Here is a 19,645-nt window from a genome sequence, read left to right as displayed (position 1 = left end):
TACAGTTTGTGTCAATAAAACTGCAAATCAAGTATCGATTCTTTCAATATTTCATAAATTATGATAGGATCAAGACGATAGCTGTATAAAAATGGTATATATGAATGAGGTGATCTTATGTTTAAAATCGACTTGAAAAGTCTTGTTTTAGGACTAACACTGGGTCTATTATGTGTTGGTACAGTCACGATCGCATCTGAGGATCCAGCGCTAGAAAAAGTTAAATGTGTTTATTTTAATGACTCAAAAGTATACTACAATCAAAATGAAGTGCCCCTTAATCATAAGCTAATAGAAGCTGTAAGTCCTGATGGAAGTGAAGCAGTCCTTTATATGCCACTTGAAGAGATCATGACTTATTTCAATTTCGACGTTGAGTGGAATCAAGATGTTGACACTGTTATTCTAAGTATGCAAGACTTTTCTCAAACCAACGAAGGCAGTCAAAATATGGCCCTTGATTTGACCACAAGTGAACTAGAAAACAATGCCATTAAGCTTATTCAAAGAACGGGAAATTGGGACTATATTGAGCCCTACCTCGATGATTTGTCTGATGACGTTGTTCGTGAAGTCATCAGAATATACAATTCTAAACACAATGACATTTCAGAACATAAAAAAATCAGTGATTACATAAACGAATAGAATCAATGACGAACATAACAATATCACTAATAGAATATATCCGCTTAATGATTGTATAATGCATCGTTAAGCGGATTTTTTAGTTTTTATATTCTTGACTCAATATATATTCTAAAACAGGATCAAGTCCCTTCTTATAATCATTTAAGGTTCTAGAAATCAAAACGTCAGGCATCAGGGTCTTATAGTCATAATTCGGGTAGTATTCTTGATAGTTGCTAGAAATTCTAAGCGATATCCCTGAGTTTGGCAATTCTATGTCCTGACCACGACCGAAGGTATTTGGAGATCCAGATGTGGGCTCACCAATAATCAAAGCATTTGTAAGACGCTTCATGGTAGCAGCACTTAATACGCCAGCTGAAAATGTGGCATTTCCCGTAAGAACATAAAGTTTCTCTGGTGAATTATAGGCCTTATGTTTTAGCAGATCCACTCTAAAATCATCTAGTAGAAAAGGAAATCCACCCGTATTGTATCTTAGGTCTAGGACAAGCTTATCCACTGTATGAGTGTCTACAAATGTCCAGACATCTTGAGAAAATGCCTGAAAACTATAATCAGGCATATCCATGCATCTGTTATAGTGAATGAATAGGATTTTATTCAATTTATCGTAGTCATACCAGTAATATGTATCATTAAAGATGTCTAAAAAGCTTAGCTTGTTGTTAATAGGAGAATCTATCATATAATCAGTGGTTTTAAGGGCATCAAAGTCTAGGGACTCAACACGACGAGTTACCCTCTGGCCACTTTCTTCATATTCGACCACCAGACTGTCAGAAGAAGTCGAATGCCCCATTGCAACATATAAGTCCGGCAGTCTTAAATAAGCAAGTGCTGAGTATGCCTTGCCTATTTCATTTTCAGATTCGACAAGGGGCATAAAACCATTAAAAAGGGTCATAGACTCAACCCCATTAATGCGTGTGATTTTCTTGAAAAGGAGATCGCTATATATGTCACTTGTATTGACACAATAAATTTCATTATCAATGTGAGCAAACTTAAGAGGTATAAAGTCATCGCAAAGAAATGGAATAATCTCTAATTGAGTATGAGAATCTCCAATTCTAGCCGTGATTTGTTTAAGCTCAATAGCAATTTGCGCATCGCTTAATCTGTGAGCCCTATTTTTTAATAAGTCCACCTCGGCATCAAAACTGGTTTCAGAGATGTTTTTATATAGATCATCATGCAAACTCTTCAAATTGCAAGAATAAAAGTCTAAATCCTCAGACCATTTTTCACTTCTTGAGCGCTCATTCTCTTGGTTGTCTGCAAGTGATTTCTTCAACCTTTCATTCTTTATATCAAGACGATCATTTGACTGCATTTCATTTCCTTTAGACTCTATGAGTTCTTGTCTTGGTACTGAAAGTGGCGTGCATGCAGTTAGGACAACAACAAGGCTTATTAAACAGGCAGTCATTTTATACATTCTAATCATCCTTTTTTTTGAAATGACTCACATGGTTCTGGTTCTGCCGTTTATTATAGTAATTATAGGCGTCACGAGACCAGTTGTGATAACATATCATATTATGTTGATCACTGTGCATAGCAGCAAGGTAGTGATAAATTGCCGCTTCAATGGAATTTTCCATTAAAGATTTCAGGGCCATCACACTTTCCTCATGCACTTTTTCCTTCCAACTGAGTTTATCAGCAAGGAAAACAACTTCTTCCAAATAGCTTGGATGATTTTTTAAAGTTGTATGGCATTGAACCGCAGACAATATATCAGGATCCGTAATATAAAAGACTTTTTCTGCAAGTATTCTCGAAGCGATTTGATGTAAAATGTTAGGCAGGTCTCTTTCACCTTCTAGAAATTCATGTCCCTGTTCTTCGCAGAACGCTATAAGGTCTTCTTTTTTTACCACACGTCCAATATCATGTAAAAGGCAGGCCTTATAGGCCCTGTCATAGTCAATGTCATGAAACTTATGTATTTTATCAAGCTCATTCACAACATCAAGTGTGTGTTGATAAGTCTCATCTTTATTGAATGTTTCAAAATAGATTTTAACTTGCTTTTTCAAGTCTTGGCTGTTTAAATTAACTTTATATGAATCAATCATTCCTTGGAGTCCTTTCACTGTTTAGGAGGTCTTTAAATGTGAGAATAAGGGTCATCATCATCATTTCGTCTCTTCTTCTTTTCTCTTTTATGTTTGGGACTATATCGATTTAGTCTTTGATGTGACAAAGTTATAATAAAGCCCATAAAAACAGCTGTTAAATGAAGGGCTATTACTATACCACTGCCGAACAATGCGAACGCTAAAAACTTAACAGATAAATGAAATTCGCTATCCATTAATATTAGACCCACCTTAATAAAAATGAGGCCCATAAGTCCGATGACCACACGTGGAATAGGATACGTTTTTACTTTACTGCCCTGTCTTGCCCTTTGAGTCGACTGACTATAAGTCTCACCCAGCATACGTGTGCTTTCTCTGAATTGCCTGCTTGGATCATTATTGTAACCCAATTTGTCACCTCACCATTCATCAATTCTATTAGACGTTCAATTATGTTTATACTCTACATTCATCATAACATCGGAAGATTTCATCGAAGGACTTGAGGGGTAATATGTTACTTATCTGTAAAATACGATATTGAAATTAAAATTATAAATATCTGTCCTTTGATTCATCCTTATTGCCCCTGCTTTTGCATTGTTAAAACCCACTCGTAACATGATTCAAGATCACTTTTACTAATCAGGCTGGAGTCATGTTCAAAAAGTATCCTGGGTTTAACGGGACACTGTTTTAGAATATTAAAGTATTTCTCGATGTCTGCCCATCCATCTTCGACAATTAAATTTGGGAGGGCTGGATAATGGCTGTACTCTACTTTGTCTGCCACTTTAATATTCCAAAGGCGCACTTGGGTGACATGCCTTTTTATGGACTTTAAAAATGCAAATGGATCAAAATTGCAGTCGATTTTGTCTTGTAAATGCAGGCGACCAATGTCTGCACAGACTTTTATCATGGGATACTCTTCCAGTAATACACTTAAAAGATTTTGCTCATACAAGTAAGGAGGAATGGCATCCAGTTCAATTATAGGCTCAAAATCATACTTTTTTGCGGCGTGTGAAAACCAGTGGAAAAAATTCCTGCTTTTTTTTAGAAAACTTTCTTTGTCAAAGTCAGATGCACATATGAATTCTGTCGGATGACTAAAACGCCAACCCCATCCATGCCAATCCACTCTTGGGTCTAACACTACTGGTTTGGGATAGTGGATTAAAACATATGAAGGAGATATTTTTATCGCATAGTCCAGTTCCTTATTCATGTAATCGTAGGAGGCTTTATACGTATCAGCGTTTAAAGAAAGATACTGGGGGTCTCTATGGGACCATACACCAGACCTAAGTGGAAAGTGGATTCCGATATGGAAATCATTTTTCTTTTTTGTTTCCATAAGCTTTTCAACTTCTTCTTCATTCTGCAGTAGACAGGCTTCTACACCCCAGAAATTATTTTTGAAGTCCCGCTCTTGTTTTTCTGAGCTGAACACACCATAATGTCCAATCATAAAATTTTCCATTTATACCCTCCCTAACTTATTAAGACCAAATTTATAAACCGCTTCACAGGCCAGCGGAATGATACATCTATTGATTTTTCATATTGCCGGATCTTAGATCACTACGACTACAGTTCAATTTCCATACCATCATATGCATAGTCAAAGTTAATATCTTTATACTTGTCTTTAAGGGCCCGATAATAAGGCATGCCATAGCGCTGCAACTCAACTTCTTCAATGTGGGTTAAAATTGTTCTTTGAATATTTAGCTTAGAAATGACCTGCATAAGGCTATCAAACGACTGTTCAGTTTCAACTTCAGGTGATAGAATCCCACACTCATTTATTAATAAATCTAGATCATTATGGATGTCATAATTAAAACTGATGGTGTCACAAGGGGCATATAAAGCACTTCGACCACTTTCTTCGATTAAGTATCCAAATGTATTTGAACATTCTCCTTCGAATCCAATAGCGGTTATCTTACAGGGACCAATCTGGACCGATTCCATATGATTGAGCTTATGTACCACACACATTTTTGCTATGTGTTCAAAATAGTAGAAATTTGGATAGACCTTATTCACTTGTTCATAAACTTTTTCTGGCATATATAGGTTCATTACCTTGCTTGTCTTGTTGTTTATAAAATCAAAATTGGCTTCCAAAATGGGTCTAAGCCCGAAAGTATGGTCTGGATGCCAATGAGTTAGAAATAGATTGTCAACCCTGTCTATCATCCTTCTGTTTAAGGAGTCGCCAATATCTTCTGGACAATCTATGACCGCAAGGGCAGCTTCAATGTAAAGAGAACTGCTGTTACGTTTGTAAGGCTCTCCTTCCAATCTGGCTTTCTGGCACAGATCACACTGGCAAAAGGGTCTTGGTGTGGGCATAGCGCCACCACTGCCTAGTATCTTTAATTTCATGTATCAAAACCTCCCTTTTACCTTCCTAGTATATTCTAAGACATGTTTTACAAAATGAATGCCACTTCTTTCTTTTCATCTTTATTTTCATTAATCACGGGTATTAATGTCCTCTAAAATGAGTTGTGCAATTTCATTTACATTCATTCGCTCACTATCAAGCTGAATACCATCTTTATCATCCTTGAAGAAATCAAGACAGCGGTCAGTCTGATGAAAAGCCCATGAGTTTAGCGGATCTCCTCTTTCTAATAGGCGTGAATGGATGGTTTCTTTTGAGGCCAAGAGGGCATACACCCTTACCTTTGTTCCCCCGTTTCTAAGTCTTTCAATAATTTCTGTATAGTAGTCTCGACTCACAAGAGTCATGGGAATAATGACTGGATGTTCATGGGACTGATCGAGGTGGTGGATAATTTCATAGTTTAAAGTTCTCCAAAGGCCATGATCTTGGAAGTCTGAGTGGTGATCTCCATCAGGCAGATTTTGTCTTATGAATTGTCCCACATCTTCCGGGTCAAATATTGCAAGTTCTGGATACATTTTTTTGAGTGCTTTTGAAACGCTTGTTTTTCCACTGCCAAAAGCACCATTTAGCCATATGATCATATTCGAGCCCCCAAACTTTTAGAAAGACGTTATAAAATATAGAAATTAGAATGTAATTTCTATCGGCATATCAGTGATTCCAACCAATATGTTCTTTTCCTATTTTAACATTATTTAACTTTCACACAATTTGGACATAGGTCTTGTCTTCTAATCTTAATATTTGCCAGTATAGGGAGTGGATGGATATGATTTATCTGATCTGTTTATGATGCATATAAAAAAGTGCCTTGCCTCAAGAACTATGATCAAAACCAGCTCTTTAGGCAAAACACTTATCCGTTTTATTTGTTCTTTTTTAACATTTAGGACATCAAATCTTGCTAATCCCTTAGATCAATTGATTTTTTCTTAATACTAAGATGATGCTCATAGGTTTTCATCTGATTGTTTACGAAATAAAACATAGGTGTTACCAAAATTAATATAAGAAATCCATACAGATAAAACAAACCATTTGTCAATATTTCAAGACCTAAGAAGAGACCATTGGCGAAGGTGTATATGGACGCAGTAATACCATATACGCATAGGATTTTGGTAAAGGGTGAAACATGCTTGCGTATGATCACCTTCTTGTAAACAATTTCAACTGTTGCCCCAGTAACCATGGACAATATCATTGAGAACACATATAGGTTTAAATCGTTCAGTAGGCTCAGGTCCCCTATAAGATCAATTGCGAAGGCTATAAAAAATCCAAGCAGGAGACTGTTTCTTATAAAAGTAATTATCCTTCCCATAGTTACCCCATTCCTAGAAATCTTTTAAAGTCAGAAACATATTTTTTTGAAACTTCAACTGTTAAGTCCACACCTTCAAAAGTGATTAAGAGCCTTCTATTGAACCAAGGCGCTATGGTGCTGACTTTATCAATATTAATGATTACAGACCGACTGATTCTAATAAAGCCAGCATGCATAATTTTGTGTTCAATTTCATAAAGTTTCTCTTTAATCTTTAATGCCTCTTTTTCAGTCACAAAATACACACAGGCCTCTTTGGCTTCAAAGTAAAGTATATCTTTCAAATCAGTAATATGCATCGTTTCATCATCATAGCCGATGATTTTATTGGTCTGAGCCGTATGGCTTAATGTTTCAATTATACTTAAAACCTGTTTACCATCTTTCGTGTCAAAGACGATGCAAGGTAAGTACGGCCCTTCCCTCCCTGATTGAACGATGAACAAGTCGGGATTATCATAAAAGGTAATGCCTTTAGATGAAGCTATTTCAGAAATTTCACTCTTGAAATTGTCATCACATATCAGTCCCAGTTTCATATGACTCCTTCATTATCTTTTGATACTTTTAGCTTAAACAGCGCATATCCCAATAGTATGATAAGTACATACCCTAAATAGGGCTCTATATGCGGATAGATGGTACTTGCAGTATGCACAGGCAAGTCTCCTCGGTTGATCCAAGTCTTATTTTGAAAATGATCCATTTCACTAATGACACGACCCTTATAATCCACAATCATAGACATGCCATTGACAGTTTGTGTGACAACATTAGCACCATTCTCAAGACCTCTAAATGTTCCGACAATGGCATGATATGGAGAAATGGCTTCCCAGTCTGCGGATGGAATAAAGAGTGTGTCTGTAATTCGTCTACCCACTTGAGCAACTGTCGATGGAAAGTCTTTATCCCAGCATATTATACCAGCTATGTGCCCATGTGTGGTTTCGACGGATTCAATGACTCTATTGCCCTTCACAGAGCCTTCAAACTCATTTCCTCCATATTTATAATGTCGAACCACCACTTGACCCGTTTCGTCAATGATCAGCAAGACATTTTCATTTTTCTCAGGTGGTGGGTTTAAAACATAAATCGTAGTAACTATAACAATACCTTGATTTCTTGCTGTGTTTTTAATTTTTTCTATACCGAGCTCTTTGTTTTTATGGGATAAAACAATTGTGGCTTCTGCATGGTTGACCACATCAGCGCCACTTTGTGCCTCATTTATTGTTAAAGTAAGGACTTTATCCAAATTTGCATTTGATGCCTCAATAAATTTATTTGGATTATCGGCATAGTCTGAAAATAAGTCAGCCGTTTCATCTACAGTTCTATCAAGAGTGTGAAGGCCTGACACTTTAAACGTGTCAGATACATTTGGCGTGTATAATCTAACCATGCCAAAACCTAAAACAGCGACTATTATTGAAGCATATATGACTAGATGTTTGTTGGGATAAGTGAATTTATTCTCTTTAACCAGCCAAAATGTTGCAGACCCAAAGAGCATTATAAGAAATGTCAGTCCAATGGCTCCAAAAACAGATGCCCACTGGACCAGTGCTAAAAAGTTATGCTGTGAGTAGCCTAATAATCCAAATCCACCGAATGGATTGAACTTAGAATTGAGAAAATCCATAAGGGTATAGAGACTTGGTAAAATGAGAACCATTGAATATGATTTTGATTTCTTAAAAGCGTACATTTGCGCAATGAAGGCAGGCGCCATAAGTGCCCCAGCCAGAAATGGCAGCGCATGCAAATACTTCATGCCCACGTCTGGCAACATGCCATGAAAACTTATGGCGTTGCCTACAGCAAGACCTAAAACAAGCATGAGCGATGATTTTTTAAAAGTCTCCTTTTTAAATGACATGAGAAATAATAAGGGAAAAACAAAAGCGGCCGGAGCATATAAGTACTTTCCATTGCTCAGTGCCATTGAAACAATTGCTAATATATACATTAATACGTGTCTATGCTTTTTCATTATAAGCACTCCTTTCGATAAGCTTATAGTATCAGTCATGCTGTATTTTGACCGGTCATAAGCTATAAAAGGGACATTTTTTAATGTGAAAGGGACATTATCTCCACTGTGTTTCCTCGTAATAAAAGTCTATACATTATCATTGTATATAAATATGAAACCACCCTTTATTCCTTGGATGGTGTTGCAACTGGAAATTTATCAAAGTGTTTTATTTTATATAGGTTTACATCCCAGTTGGCCTTATTAGAGATAAAAATGTGACCATCAGGTTCTTTATCAAGATGCGTATCCAGACAACCTGCTGGCACAACTATGAGCTCACCATCCATTTGAAGATTAGGTAGGGCTGACCCACAAATACGACAAAAACTCCTTGAATGGTTCGTATCTTTTAAATGAAAAGTTGAAACCTCACTTTGACCCTGAAGCCAAGTTAAACTTGCATGAGAAGCAAAAAGATTGGCTGCATGGGCGGATCCTGAGTCTTTTCTACAGTATTTGCAGTGACATAAGTAAAAATCATCAAATGACCCCACCACTTTAAAACGAACAGCCTTACATAGACATGACCCCTTATACTCCATTTTATAATCCTCCTTTTATAAACAAAGCAGTAAATCGTTACTCTTTATCAAACCATTCACTATCATTCATTGACATTTTCCAAATTTACCGTTTGAAATAACAAAAGCGTATTTCACAATGAGAATTCTCAAAACCACCTTGAACTTAAGGACTAAACAGAGGCTTATCTTGGTTTGCCACTCCGGTATCAAGCACAGGCAGTATTATCCACTCGCTTATTTACCAAACCATTCATCATTTGAACACATGATTGTATTCAAATGATATGTTCTTTGAGCTGACCGATTTCAATGTCCTCCACACGTATGGAGTGCATACCTATTATACGGCTTGGTACAAACGCCCCATGACAATCTGATCCAACAGTCATAATCAGATTATTTTTCCTGCAAAACGCAATGCATTCAGCAGAAACATTCAAATCATGGCTCGGATGATAACATTCAATCCCCTCTATCCCCTGATCGACGAATTGATTAAGCCGAGCATTAATATTGTCGTAGTTGCGGTTCGTATAAAAAAGATGAGCAAGGACAGGGATACCACCAGCACGTTTTATTATTTCAACAACCTCCTTGACAGACCTATATTCAGGGAAATTGGTCACCTCTTCTATTTCAGCGAATCTATTGAAAAAGTCACGAACGTCCTCGCATATGCCTTTATCAATCAGATAGTTTAAAAGCTTAAAACCGCCGCGACGTTTATCATTGATATAATCCATATACTCATTGTTGGAGACATTATAACCGTGATTCTTTAAATGTTTAATAGATGCATTGTCTTTTTCAAGAATTTTATTTCTGTTTTCCATCAATAGTTGTTGAAGTGGAGCGTTATCCACGTCAATCCCATAAGCTAAGATATGTTCCCAGTCAGATTCAAATGTGCTTGAAATCTCAACACCACGTATGAAATTTAAACCAGACTTCTTGGCAAGGACTTCTCCTTCCATGACAGCACTTGTATCATCATGATCTGTAATAGCAAATATTTCAACGTTTTTTTCTTTTATGACTTTCACAATTTCACTCGGCGTCCATGTGCCATCTGACACTGTGCTGTGTATATGTAAATCAATAAACTTTTTTTCAGTGTGGTTCATAAACAGTCTCCTCAAACAATCGTTTTTTATTGATCACTCAATTTAATGACCTGTTCTAAGAGTTCTCAATAATTAGGGATTTAAGTAATAGGCTTCTTATAAATTGTACATACTATATTTTAGCATTAATATGACATATATACATTTGTGTTTTGAAATACTTTCCATAAGCAGGGCATTACTATATTTAAATAAGGGGCCTGCCATTAACCCTATTTGCTTTGGATTAGCAATTGTAGTGATTCTTCTGGTATGACTTTATTCTGCTATAGGAAAACACGCCCCATTGTGTTATATGGAGGCGCGTCCTCTTATATGCTCTAATTCAATTTTTTTAAAGCCCGAGTCCTATCAAAGCTATATATTTCCCATTTTTCTGAGTACCATAATGTATCGATCTTCCACTGATTCAAAGTAGCCCTTTTTCTCCACTAGAGCGTTCAGTTCAAGTAGGCGATCGAAGCATTTTTCAACAGAAAAGTCTGGAAACTCCCATTCAATAATCTTTGCCAAATAAACAAACGCACCTACATCATAGTATTTTGAAACCGGTTGTGCCTGCAGGCTTTTTATTGCATCAAATCCTAAAGTTTTAGCCTGCTGCAATACATTATCAAACTCATTTTCAGTCTCAAATTCCAAGTGCGGGGCATCAAGAACAAATCTAGAGATTTCTATATTATTTCTTTTCCCCACCTGTTGAGTGATAAAGAGTCCACCTGCCTTTAACACCCGATGGACTTCTTTTAAATTGAAGGATTCATGCCTGTCGATAATCATGTCCATACTCCTGCTTTCAAAAGGAAGTGGACAGGTGTAATCACCATATTTGACCATTATGCCTAGAGGTTGAAGACGACTTTTGCAAATTTCATAATTTGGACCATAAGCTTCTGTAACAGCCGTTTTCTCATATGGATGATCAAGAGTTAGCAAGAACTCACCTCCACCTGTTCCTAAATCAAGCAAAGTCATATCATCACTTAAATAGTCATCGATGATAGCCTTATAATCCCAAGGGAGTGCCTCTGATTTTTTTCTATCTTTAATATGTGAGAAGTCCCAACCGATTATTTCAATCTTCTCATCTTCATGCCATAGTTTTTTCAGCTCATTATGATTCATTTGAATCTCCTTTTCTTTAACCATTTACGGACAATTAAAGAAGCACAGCTGACTGATAACAGATTTTTAGCTCAACACAGTGTGTTATCAGATTAAATCAACTGTACTGAGCTGTTACCTCGTTGTAATTTCATGAAAACCTCCAATTATTCTATGCGAGTGCATCTATATAGTATTATATAGATGACTAGGTTCCATACTCAATTCTGTAATTTTCACGTTACTTGCTGGTGGCGAAAACAAGGACAATGTTTCCTTAGCCTTTTCACTGCAAGACATTTTACATGTGTATTTGAGTGTCCTCATGTTATGAAGACGGTTGGCCAAATTACTATAATAAAATTCTCAGGACATTTTTAGCTAAGACCACACATCGGCTCATGAAATCAAATGCATGTAATATTCAGCCTTACCTGTTTTGAAAAATTTGTACCACAAATCAGTTTTGCCATCAGGGTAAATTTTTAGACTTTCAATAATCAACTTAGCCCACTCCAGGCCTCCTGCCACACTTGCTGTTATAAGATTTTGATCAGAAACTGCCAATGTGTCCACATAATGACTGTGACCTTGATATGTTTTTGAAAAATAGGACAAATAATCAATAGAATTACTGGTATGCTTATATTTATCGAGTAAACCACGCTCGGCAATGGCTAATGTTGCTCCACATATTGCCCCAACGACAGTGCCTTTTTTCAGTGTTTCTTCAGCCTTATCTAAAACCTCATCATGCATCTTATCTGACCAGGTCTCCCCACCGGGCAAGAGTAAAGCCACCATATCTTCTTCAATGATTTCATCAATAGATAAGTCTGGTATAAGTCTTAATCCACCTATTGTTTTAACGGAATTTCTTGTTAAGCCAAAGGTCTTAACTTGATACTCGGGTTCTTCTTTTCGCACAGCTTTCTCCATGCTAACGGCTTGTAGTATATTGCCTATTTCCCATTCAGCCATTGAGTCCAGTAGATAAATATAAATAGTTTTCATATGTTCCTCCTTCTAGTATGGGAACATATTAGCATAGTATTGATGACAACTATATGTCACCATTCAAAGTGTTTTTCAATATGGACGCTCTTAAATGCTCAACCACTTTTTCGCGATATGAGCTTGGAGACACAATTCTTACCTTGTCACCTAAACCTAGTATGAGAGAAAATATCATAAAATCGTCTTCTTTGATGTGAATTTTCCGTTTGATAACTTTGTTTTGGCTGTCTATAATAACGCCTCCAAAATACTCAGTAACCAGTTTTTCGCACTCAGCTGGATACTCCATAACCACCGGAATTTTCTCGTTTTGGTTGCTTTGGCTATAGACTTCAAGGAGTTTTTTAGCATCATAAACATTTGTATAATAGTCGTTTGTCACTTGTATATTGTCCATTCGCACGACTTTAAACATTAAATTCATATCTTTTCCAAGATCATGGACGAATGCATACCATGCATACCATTTGTAATAAACATATATGACATTACCTTTTACCAGGCGTTTTTGGCTTTTTTGATTCGTGTATTCGAACAAAATTGTCTGCTTTTTTATAAGTGCAGTACGAAGTTCTGATACTTTAGAAATGACACTCTCGTTTTCATTAATGATTGAAAAATCAATATCTATATGTGATTCTTCGATTCCTAAATCGTAAATATGCTTAACCTTTTCATAAGTTTCAATGACTTTGTTCTCACCATAAACACTTTTCAAGCTTTTAAGTGCAAGCAACATATACTGCGTGTTTGACAGATCGAGAATTTTTTCATTTACCCGATAATCCGGACTCATTGAATAGCCGCCTTTGGAACCGATTTCAGAGTATATAGGAAAACCTGAAAGCGTTAAAACATCAATATCTCTAAGGATAGTTCTCTTTGAAACATTAAAATGCTCAGCTAATTGATTCGCTGTCACAAGCTTCCTGTTGATCAAATAGAACACGATCCCTATTAATCTTTCAATTTTCATAGTTGGTCCCCCTAATATTCTCTAAAGTATCATCTTTACTATCTTGTGAAGTCTCAATCTCTCACATTCCCAACGTATGAACCTCACCTTTAATCATATGTTATCAATTCTAGGATTCATTAAAATCATTTAATTTATCTGATTCATATAAAACACACTATTAGGTCCTTCATTTAAAAATTCTTACTATAATACACTAAGGAATTTTCAGCTGGTATTTTACAGCAGCAAAGCAAATACTTATAAGAGTTTCAAGTTTACACTATTGTATACCAAATTATATAGTGCTAGAATTATGTCTTAGTGCTTTATTCTCTCACCAATATTCGGAGGCTCATGTGGCAAATATACAATACCTTTATAACACCAATTATTCAGAATATGAAAAATCCCTTTCTTCTATTGAACAGCGATCACTTTTTGGTCAAGACTTTGAGGGGAAAGTGTTCTTTTCTAAAAACAAAATCAATCCATCCCATAGCCCCTTTATCAAAAATAGATTGGAAATACTCTTTAGTGATGTGAATCACACAAGATTAATTCAACAGATAAGAGATCAAGGACACATTGAAGACAATTACAAGATTAAATATATTAAGCTTACTCGCGGTGATTCTTTTGCAGCTCGAAGAAATACTTTATGTAAGGAAATTATAGGAATGGTAAAGGCCACTCCAAATTACACCAATCCAGATTTTCTGTATGGGCTAACACACTTTCAAGGTGTGTGGTATTTTGGTAAGCTTCTTCAAAACTCCAATCAATGGAAAAAACATAACAAGAGACCCTACACTTACTCAAACTCCTTAAAAATCACTATGGCGAAAGTTTTAGTCAATCTAGCTGGTCAAGGAGATACGACGCGAACCTTGATCGATCCTTGCTGTGGTGCAGGAACTGTTCTTATGGAAGGTTATTTTGCAGGCTATAATATAACAGGATCTGATATTAGTTGGAAAACTGCTAGAAATGCCAGAAGCAATCTTGAGCATTTCAACTATAATGTCATGGTCCAAAAGTTGCCTATTCAACTGGTTGAAAACCACTTCGATAGTGCTATAATTGACTTGCCTTATGGGCTATACAGCAAGATCACACCTGAAGAAGAAAGATTGATTATTCAAAATGCCCTTCGTATTTCTAATAGAACCATTATTGTATCTTCGAAAAACATTTTGAACCTCTTAACAGATGAACCAACTAAAATTGTCGATACGTGTGCCTGTATTAAAAGTGTGAACAGAGAATTCACACGTTTTATTTATGTCTGTGTCAATGATTTTGGAAAAACAGCAAGTCAGGTTTTGGCTACTGTAGACTCTAAGCGGTCTATGCCTATTGTTCTTTGATCCTAAATATTAGGCAATATTACGTGTCATTTTTTCCACAGCGCTTGGCTTTCATCATTAAATGTTCGGTTATACCTTCTCTGTACAGACTAGGTATTTCTCCTACTTTAGAATATCCCAGCGTTTCATAGAATTTCTTTCCTCTGGGGTTGAAATCAGCGACCACAAGAAAGACTTTGCCGTTATTTTCGAAAACCAGTTTTTCTAGGTGTTTTATCAACATGCTTCCAATGCCAAGACCTCTAAAGTCTTCTTTTATAGCAATTAAATGCAGGTATGAAAATGCATGGAATGCGCCTTGGGGTATGTAATACATAAACCCTACACAGGTATCATTTAAGAGTGCAACGTACAATCCATCACGTTCTAATCCTTCTAGGATTGCTTCTTCTGCACCCTTACCACCACTAAAATACTGTCTGCCAAGCTCTGAATGTATCAGTGCATCTTTACAGTCTTCTAGGAAGGCCATAGTTCCTTTTTCAACTCTTATATTCATATTTCCATTCATTTTAAATATCCTCTTGTTCGTTCATTTGTTTTCCTCATCTTTGTGTTCTTCTTTTTAGACCATTTAGGCGGATATCATTGAGCGCTTTAGCAGATAAAGTACCCGCTGTATACAATCCTTCATATTCCTTACTCACATCACTCTAGCAACTGAATTCGCATTTCTTTAGAGTCAAATATCGATTCAATATTCTTCTGATACCAATTGTGCATAGATTTCATTGATTATTAAGGGCTATGACGAATCTCTATATCAATACCAGTGGATTTAAATATGTGTTTTCAATTACCTCCAGGGCAAAGTGCTTATGTAAGTCCGCTTTTTCTATCCTCTTAATTTCTTGCATATCCATATATATTAAGGCCTTAATAATATCATTATTCATGAGCAGTCCTCATATGGTTATATTTATACATTTTTATCCACTGTATATTTATCGTTTTCACCTTCAATGACGCTGTTAAGGAATCAACTTTCTATTGTCTATTTTACCATTATTTGTGCATATAGTAATACCCCGTTATTTAACCAACGAGGTAGATGGATCGTTGAAACAATATGAGAGAATGAGTTTGGTCAAAACTTGGCCGGTATTGATGTCAGTTTTTCCCCAACAATAGTTTCACCTTATAGGTAAAAGGCTGCAGTACTGCTTACATTCTGCTCTTTGTGCTCCAGAATGATTACAAAATCTGCATAGCCGCCCGCTTCAACAACACGTAACACTTTTTTCATATGCAATCACTAAAAATGTTATTTTGGGAGTATATTAGATGTATTCAGGAGTGTCCTTGTACTATTTTTAAATAGTTACTGAATACAGGTATCTATATGTTATATTTGTTTTATGCAATTAAACCAGCAAGTCCCTATGATTAGATGATAGGAGCTTGCTGGTTACCGCATTGTTAAAGAGATCCTTATTTTACTTTTCGCTCTTATACTCGTTTTGCCAACCTGTAGGAGAACGTTCTGCCTTCTGTACTTCTGCTAAATGCTCATATTTTTCTTTGTCTACACCAAGAACATAGCAAAGTATTTCTTCGATTCTCCCTTCTCCTAATTGATTGAATTTCACATACGTATTGATCAACTTATAGCCTTTTTTCAGCATCTGATTAACTTCTTCAACATCAACCGATTCTTTTATAAAGTAATATTCTACGGCTAACACATTCATCATCTCATTTCATATTATACTGAGTGATTAACAATACTTCTTCCTCTCAAGCTCGTTATTTATTTGCTTAATTCAATGTTTGATTAGAACAATCCAACAGTGAAATTAATAATGAATTGTCACTGTTCATAGCAGTGCCCGCATTTACGAAATTTCTATATCTCCTTGATAAGCCTTACTTTATATAGATACCCATTTAAAACCATTACCTCCGGTGTATTTTAATCTTAGGATAAAAGGACGATTTAAAAATAATAATTTCCCAGTCATATTAAACTTATCGTACTGCTCTTCATTGAGTATTTTTTATTAATTTGTCTAATTTCTGATACTGTTTAGGCAAAATCTCATGTTTTATTATGTTGTTTGTTTCACCAAGAACTAGTCTTTTAGTAAAGTATACAGACCATAATAATGTCTGTGGTTTTCATGACTAATCCAGTCTTTCACTTTTTCAAATCCCATTGTATCAAGTTCATCTCGAAGTGCTTCTTCTGTAATGACACATCTTTCAATTGACGAAATCGATGGTGTTTCGTCTTCATCATTTTCTTTTATAGCTGAGCTCATAAATAAGTATCCGCCTGATTTCAATATTCGCTTTGCATTATAATAAAACCTATTTCGATCATCATCAAATAGACAGTGAATGCAATTCCCGTCAATCACCATGTCAAATTCTCTGTTTAGTAGTAGATCTTCACTACAAATACTACTTGCTATAAATTCAATGTCTAAATCAAATTCACCTATTTTGGTCTTTGCCCATTCTATTGCTGTTGGAGAAATATCGATTCCTGTAACACGGAATCCTTCTTGCGCTAACTTGATCGAGACGTCACCTGCTCCGCATCCAAATTCAGCTATACTTTCCACATCGTCGCCAACGACTTCCTTAATCAATTGTATTTGCTTTTCCCAACCAACCATTCTATTATCATAATTCTTTCCACCCCATCCTTTAAAACCGCTTTCTTTTAGCTGAATATAAACCTTTTCATGTTTTTCCATTGACGCCCCCCGAAAATATTATTCTAACTTAAATGTGTATACAATATCATCATCGCTATACGTTTCACCTTGAAGAGATTCGTAAAGAGCAATTGCAGGTCTATTTGATTTATTAGTAATAAGAAATAATTTCATAAAATCATTCTCACCACAAATTCGATTCATCTCTGATAAAAGAGCCTTGCCTATTCCTTGCTTTCTTGAAGTTTCTGCAACTTCAATTTCATGAAGATACATCATACTTTCTCTACCATCATAACGCTGAAGTACATAAGCTATCGCATATCCAACGATCATATTCTTTTCGATATAAGCTAGAAAATAATTGGCTTTGTTTTTGAGAAATGACTCAACTCTTTCTCCATTGAAACCGACTTTGTTTTGAGTACTGATAAATATTTCAATTAAGTTCAGGTCATTTATTGTAAGTCTTTTGATCATTCTAATCACACCTTTACATAGTATAATTCTGTTTTATTAATGAAATTTCAAGCATAACTTCTCGCTCATATAAACTTCATTTATATCAAAATTGTATTAGCTCATTAAAAAAATCACACTTTAGACAGAGCCAATCGATTTGAAATGCAGTGGTTCACATGATCATTATGATGAAGTGCCACATACTTTAAATGTGCAAGCTGTCCTTGCTGAGAATCCAAATTGTATTTGGAAAAGTCTTATCATTAACTATATTACCATTATTTGCTACACAACAAAAACCTCGTTTTAAACAAACGAGGTGGATTGGGAATGGACATATAATATGATAATTCATTAGATTATATTATTTTGCGGCTAATCACAGAATTAATTCTCATTGAAATGAGCTTTATCATTATTTTCTTAAGGCCATCCAGTTTTATTGGATAGTAATAATCAGACTCAAACCAACCTTTTTCCTTCCAGTAATTATAATCCTCACGATAACTCTCTTTCGAGTGTTTATTTTTTGCCTGCCATCCTTTAAATCTTACAATTTGACTGAAACTTGGCTGATAAAATTTTTCTCTGTTTAATTCCAATTCAAACTTCTTTGCAGCTTTTCTAAGTTTATTTCGCAGTTCACTTCTATACATTTCACTGCCATTGAACAAATATGAACATGCTCCAATTGAACCTGCATTATTCACACCATATGCATTCATCATATACTTTAAATATCCACCTACTGGTTTTATGCCTCCTAAGTCTGTGGACACAATTATAAATGCATGTTTTGTAAAAAGTCGTGGACGATGAAGTAGATATGCGGTTCTATCTAAAAACGTTTTTAATTGTCCTGATATATTCATTCCATATATTGGTGATACTATGACTAGGCCATCCGCTTTATCCATTTTATCTACAATCAAGCTCACATCATCTTTGAGAGGACATTTTTCTTCACTCAATTTGAAACAAACTGTGCACCCTTTACAATAGTTAATTTCATAATCTGACAAATGCACTATTTCAAACTCGTAGTCATTCTTGGAAAAATTCTCCTCGAACATTTCCAAAGTCTGAACACCTATGCCTCGTTTCCTAGAACTCCCCGACAGCACTAGTATCTTTTTCATGATACGCTTCCTTTCCAACGGCAGACTTTATCATTTTTATAATTTTTTCACTTAATTCTTCTAAATTTGATAACTTTTGATTTTTTAGAAGTTGCTCATCTAGGCTCCATTTAGTCACAGACAATATCAAGTTCATGTGAATGCTAAACATAAGATCTCTTGGTAAATCAGTTCTTATATAGCCATTCTCATATCCATAAGTAAAGATCTGATGGAATGGCTGAAGCAACTTTTCTTTTCCTCTTGATTCAACTGGATCAGTTGAGTTCAAAATCCTACTGAATAACTTCATATACTTAGGATAAGTAACCGTAAACTCTAACCGTTTATTTACAAATGACTCTATACTCTCCCAATATCCATTTTCTTCGAAATTACGATCCATATCACCAATTTCAGTCATAAGTCGCATAGTTACATATTCTAGTGATGTGTAGAATAAATCTTCTTTGTCTTCAAAGTAGTAATAGAGCGCTCCAGCACTAAGCCCGGCTTTCTTACTGATCTGGTTAATTGAAGCCGTTTGAAAATTGAACTCCAAAAACTCGTTAATAGCTGTTTCCATAATACGCGTTCGTTTTTCTTCAGTTAAATTTGATAATCTTGCATATGGCATGTACTCACCTCTTTTTGAATGGTTATTCAAATTGTATATTCAAATGCTATCATTAAAAAAACGCAATGTCAAATCTACATGTGCTTATAGATTTTCACTGCGACGGCTTTATGAACTTCGGAATAATTTTT

23 protein-coding genes are annotated in these 19,645 nt (G+C 35.6%); 2 read left to right on the top strand and 21 right to left on the bottom strand.

Translation table 11 applies throughout. The annotated features are described in order from the left end of the window. Positions 1–117: 117 nt before the first annotated feature. On the top strand, positions 118–648 hold the full coding sequence (locus ACQ4KW_RS10925; RefSeq protein ID WP_430882506.1) for a hypothetical protein: 531 nt from the start codon (positions 118–120) through the stop codon (positions 646–648). A gap of 79 nt (positions 649–727) precedes the next feature. Here the strand turns inward: ACQ4KW_RS10925 and ACQ4KW_RS10920 are convergent, their stop codons facing one another. From ACQ4KW_RS10920 to ACQ4KW_RS10855, 14 genes are all read right to left on the bottom strand, one after another. Continuing rightward, positions 728–2,092, bottom strand: coding sequence for a hypothetical protein (locus ACQ4KW_RS10920; RefSeq protein ID WP_430882505.1), 1,365 nt, complete (start codon positions 2,090–2,092; stop codon positions 728–730). 1 nt (position 2,093) lies between these two features. Further along, positions 2,094–2,735 carry an HD domain-containing protein gene (locus ACQ4KW_RS10915; protein ID WP_430882504.1) on the bottom strand — a complete coding sequence of 214 codons (642 nt, stop codon included), beginning with the start codon at positions 2,733–2,735 and terminating at the stop codon, positions 2,094–2,096. A 32-nt stretch (positions 2,736–2,767) separates the two neighbouring features. Beyond that, positions 2,768–3,151, bottom strand: a complete 384-nt coding sequence (locus ACQ4KW_RS10910; protein WP_430882503.1) for a hypothetical protein — start codon at positions 3,149–3,151, stop codon at positions 2,768–2,770. A gap of 170 nt (positions 3,152–3,321) precedes the next feature. Next, complete coding sequence (locus ACQ4KW_RS10905) at positions 3,322–4,227, bottom strand: sugar phosphate isomerase/epimerase (protein ID WP_430882502.1); 906 nt, start codon at positions 4,225–4,227, stop codon at positions 3,322–3,324. A 107-nt stretch (positions 4,228–4,334) separates the two neighbouring features. Next, positions 4,335–5,141, bottom strand: coding sequence for an MBL fold metallo-hydrolase (locus tag ACQ4KW_RS10900; RefSeq protein ID WP_430882501.1), 807 nt, complete (start codon positions 5,139–5,141; stop codon positions 4,335–4,337). A 90-nt stretch (positions 5,142–5,231) separates the two neighbouring features. Further along, a complete protein-coding gene (locus ACQ4KW_RS10895) occupies positions 5,232–5,750 on the bottom strand; it encodes an AAA family ATPase (protein ID WP_430882500.1) in 519 nt (172 codons plus the stop codon). Between the two features lie 323 nt (positions 5,751–6,073). Continuing rightward, on the bottom strand, positions 6,074–6,493 hold the full coding sequence (locus ACQ4KW_RS10890; RefSeq protein WP_430882499.1) for a hypothetical protein: 420 nt from the start codon (positions 6,491–6,493) through the stop codon (positions 6,074–6,076). Positions 6,494–6,495: 2 nt separating this feature from the next. After that, a complete protein-coding gene (locus tag ACQ4KW_RS10885) occupies positions 6,496–7,035 on the bottom strand; it encodes a LytTR family DNA-binding domain-containing protein (RefSeq protein WP_430882498.1) in 540 nt (179 codons plus the stop codon). Next, positions 7,032–8,495 carry a nitrilase-related carbon-nitrogen hydrolase gene (locus tag ACQ4KW_RS10880; protein ID WP_430882497.1) on the bottom strand — a complete coding sequence of 488 codons (1,464 nt, stop codon included), beginning with the start codon at positions 8,493–8,495 and terminating at the stop codon, positions 7,032–7,034. The genes ACQ4KW_RS10885 and ACQ4KW_RS10880 overlap by 4 nt, the downstream gene beginning before the upstream one ends. Positions 8,496–8,662: 167 nt before the next feature. Continuing rightward, entirely contained in the window at positions 8,663–9,082 is a 420-nt protein-coding gene (locus ACQ4KW_RS10875; protein ID WP_430882496.1) for a GFA family protein, read from the bottom strand. A 257-nt stretch (positions 9,083–9,339) separates the two neighbouring features. After that, positions 9,340–10,188: a PHP domain-containing protein gene (locus ACQ4KW_RS10870; RefSeq protein WP_430882495.1), complete on the bottom strand. Its 849-nt coding sequence runs from the start codon at positions 10,186–10,188 to the stop codon at positions 9,340–9,342. 357 nt (positions 10,189–10,545) lie between these two features. Next, positions 10,546–11,313 carry a class I SAM-dependent methyltransferase gene (locus ACQ4KW_RS10865; protein ID WP_430882494.1) on the bottom strand — a complete coding sequence of 256 codons (768 nt, stop codon included), beginning with the start codon at positions 11,311–11,313 and terminating at the stop codon, positions 10,546–10,548. 378 nt (positions 11,314–11,691) lie between these two features. Next, positions 11,692–12,306 (bottom strand): DJ-1/PfpI family protein, encoded by a 615-nt coding sequence (locus ACQ4KW_RS10860; protein ID WP_430882493.1) that lies wholly within the window; start codon positions 12,304–12,306, stop codon positions 11,692–11,694. 49 nt (positions 12,307–12,355) lie between these two features. Next, positions 12,356–13,285, bottom strand: a complete 930-nt coding sequence (locus tag ACQ4KW_RS10855) for a helix-turn-helix transcriptional regulator (protein ID WP_430882492.1) — start codon at positions 13,283–13,285, stop codon at positions 12,356–12,358. A gap of 338 nt (positions 13,286–13,623) precedes the next feature. On the opposite strand from ACQ4KW_RS10855, the gene ACQ4KW_RS10850 reads away from it, so the two are divergent. Beyond that, complete coding sequence (locus ACQ4KW_RS10850; RefSeq protein WP_430882491.1) at positions 13,624–14,634, top strand: TRM11 family SAM-dependent methyltransferase; 1,011 nt, start codon at positions 13,624–13,626, stop codon at positions 14,632–14,634. A 19-nt stretch (positions 14,635–14,653) separates the two neighbouring features. Here the strand turns inward: ACQ4KW_RS10850 and ACQ4KW_RS10845 are convergent, their stop codons facing one another. The 7 genes from ACQ4KW_RS10845 to ACQ4KW_RS10815 all read right to left on the bottom strand — a co-directional run bounded on the left by ACQ4KW_RS10845 (position 14,654) and on the right by ACQ4KW_RS10815 (position 19,514). Next, entirely contained in the window at positions 14,654–15,145 is a 492-nt protein-coding gene (locus ACQ4KW_RS10845) for a GNAT family N-acetyltransferase (RefSeq protein ID WP_430882490.1), read from the bottom strand. A 247-nt stretch (positions 15,146–15,392) separates the two neighbouring features. Further along, the gene (locus tag ACQ4KW_RS10840; RefSeq protein WP_430882489.1) at positions 15,393–15,530 is read right to left on the bottom strand and encodes a hypothetical protein; all 138 of its coding nucleotides are present in this window, start codon (positions 15,528–15,530) and stop codon (positions 15,393–15,395) included. Between the two features lie 540 nt (positions 15,531–16,070). After that, complete coding sequence (locus ACQ4KW_RS10835) at positions 16,071–16,328, bottom strand: hypothetical protein (protein ID WP_430882488.1); 258 nt, start codon at positions 16,326–16,328, stop codon at positions 16,071–16,073. A 378-nt stretch (positions 16,329–16,706) separates the two neighbouring features. Beyond that, a complete protein-coding gene (locus ACQ4KW_RS10830; protein ID WP_430882487.1) occupies positions 16,707–17,336 on the bottom strand; it encodes a class I SAM-dependent methyltransferase in 630 nt (209 codons plus the stop codon). A gap of 18 nt (positions 17,337–17,354) precedes the next feature. Next, positions 17,355–17,777: a GNAT family N-acetyltransferase gene (locus ACQ4KW_RS10825; RefSeq protein WP_430882486.1), complete on the bottom strand. Its 423-nt coding sequence runs from the start codon at positions 17,775–17,777 to the stop codon at positions 17,355–17,357. A gap of 341 nt (positions 17,778–18,118) precedes the next feature. Further along, a complete protein-coding gene (locus tag ACQ4KW_RS10820; protein ID WP_430882485.1) occupies positions 18,119–18,898 on the bottom strand; it encodes a flavodoxin family protein in 780 nt (259 codons plus the stop codon). Further along, positions 18,864–19,514, bottom strand: a complete 651-nt coding sequence (locus ACQ4KW_RS10815; RefSeq protein ID WP_430882484.1) for a TetR/AcrR family transcriptional regulator — start codon at positions 19,512–19,514, stop codon at positions 18,864–18,866. The genes ACQ4KW_RS10820 and ACQ4KW_RS10815 overlap by 35 nt, the downstream gene beginning before the upstream one ends. Positions 19,515–19,645 lie beyond the last annotated feature (131 nt).

The sequence above is a fragment of the Tianxiuia mixotrophica genome (assembly GCF_050596425.1).
Lineage (GTDB): Bacteria > Bacillota > Clostridia > Peptostreptococcales > Acidaminobacteraceae.
Note: the sequence above shows the minus strand (reverse complement) of the source record. Positions and strands in the feature narration are given on the sequence as shown.

Bases quoted from the DNA above. Each gene is read 5' to 3' on its own strand.
- ACQ4KW_RS10845 (WP_430882490.1), bottom strand. From the start codon at position 15,145: ATGAATGGAAATATGAATATAAGAGTTGAAAAAGGAACTATGGCCTTC.
- ACQ4KW_RS10880 (WP_430882497.1), bottom strand. From the start codon at position 8,495: ATGAAAAAGCATAGACACGTATTAATGTATATATTAGCAATTGTTTCA.
- ACQ4KW_RS10870 (WP_430882495.1), bottom strand. From the start codon at position 10,188: ATGAACCACACTGAAAAAAAGTTTATTGATTTACATATACACAGCACA.
- ACQ4KW_RS10840 (WP_430882489.1), bottom strand. From the start codon at position 15,530: ATGAATAATGATATTATTAAGGCCTTAATATATATGGATATGCAAGAA.
- ACQ4KW_RS10890 (WP_430882499.1), bottom strand. From the start codon at position 6,493: ATGGGAAGGATAATTACTTTTATAAGAAACAGTCTCCTGCTTGGATTT.
- ACQ4KW_RS10920 (WP_430882505.1), bottom strand. From the start codon at position 2,092: ATGTATAAAATGACTGCCTGTTTAATAAGCCTTGTTGTTGTCCTAACT.
- ACQ4KW_RS10825 (WP_430882486.1), bottom strand. From the start codon at position 17,777: ATGATCAAAAGACTTACAATAAATGACCTGAACTTAATTGAAATATTT.
- ACQ4KW_RS10830 (WP_430882487.1), bottom strand. From the start codon at position 17,336: ATGGAAAAACATGAAAAGGTTTATATTCAGCTAAAAGAAAGCGGTTTT.
- ACQ4KW_RS10905 (WP_430882502.1), bottom strand. From the start codon at position 4,227: ATGGAAAATTTTATGATTGGACATTATGGTGTGTTCAGCTCAGAAAAA.
- ACQ4KW_RS10835 (WP_430882488.1), bottom strand. From the start codon at position 16,328: ATGATGAATGTGTTAGCCGTAGAATATTACTTTATAAAAGAATCGGTT.
- ACQ4KW_RS10815 (WP_430882484.1), bottom strand. From the start codon at position 19,514: ATGCCATATGCAAGATTATCAAATTTAACTGAAGAAAAACGAACGCGT.
- ACQ4KW_RS10865 (WP_430882494.1), bottom strand. From the start codon at position 11,313: ATGAATCATAATGAGCTGAAAAAACTATGGCATGAAGATGAGAAGATT.
- ACQ4KW_RS10900 (WP_430882501.1), bottom strand. From the start codon at position 5,141: ATGAAATTAAAGATACTAGGCAGTGGTGGCGCTATGCCCACACCAAGA.
- ACQ4KW_RS10875 (WP_430882496.1), bottom strand. From the start codon at position 9,082: ATGGAGTATAAGGGGTCATGTCTATGTAAGGCTGTTCGTTTTAAAGTG.
- ACQ4KW_RS10925 (WP_430882506.1), top strand. From the start codon at position 118: ATGTTTAAAATCGACTTGAAAAGTCTTGTTTTAGGACTAACACTGGGT.
- ACQ4KW_RS10855 (WP_430882492.1), bottom strand. From the start codon at position 13,285: ATGAAAATTGAAAGATTAATAGGGATCGTGTTCTATTTGATCAACAGG.
- ACQ4KW_RS10820 (WP_430882485.1), bottom strand. From the start codon at position 18,898: ATGAAAAAGATACTAGTGCTGTCGGGGAGTTCTAGGAAACGAGGCATA.
- ACQ4KW_RS10915 (WP_430882504.1), bottom strand. From the start codon at position 2,735: ATGATTGATTCATATAAAGTTAATTTAAACAGCCAAGACTTGAAAAAG.
- ACQ4KW_RS10895 (WP_430882500.1), bottom strand. From the start codon at position 5,750: ATGATCATATGGCTAAATGGTGCTTTTGGCAGTGGAAAAACAAGCGTT.
- ACQ4KW_RS10885 (WP_430882498.1), bottom strand. From the start codon at position 7,035: ATGAAACTGGGACTGATATGTGATGACAATTTCAAGAGTGAAATTTCT.
- ACQ4KW_RS10860 (WP_430882493.1), bottom strand. From the start codon at position 12,306: ATGAAAACTATTTATATTTATCTACTGGACTCAATGGCTGAATGGGAA.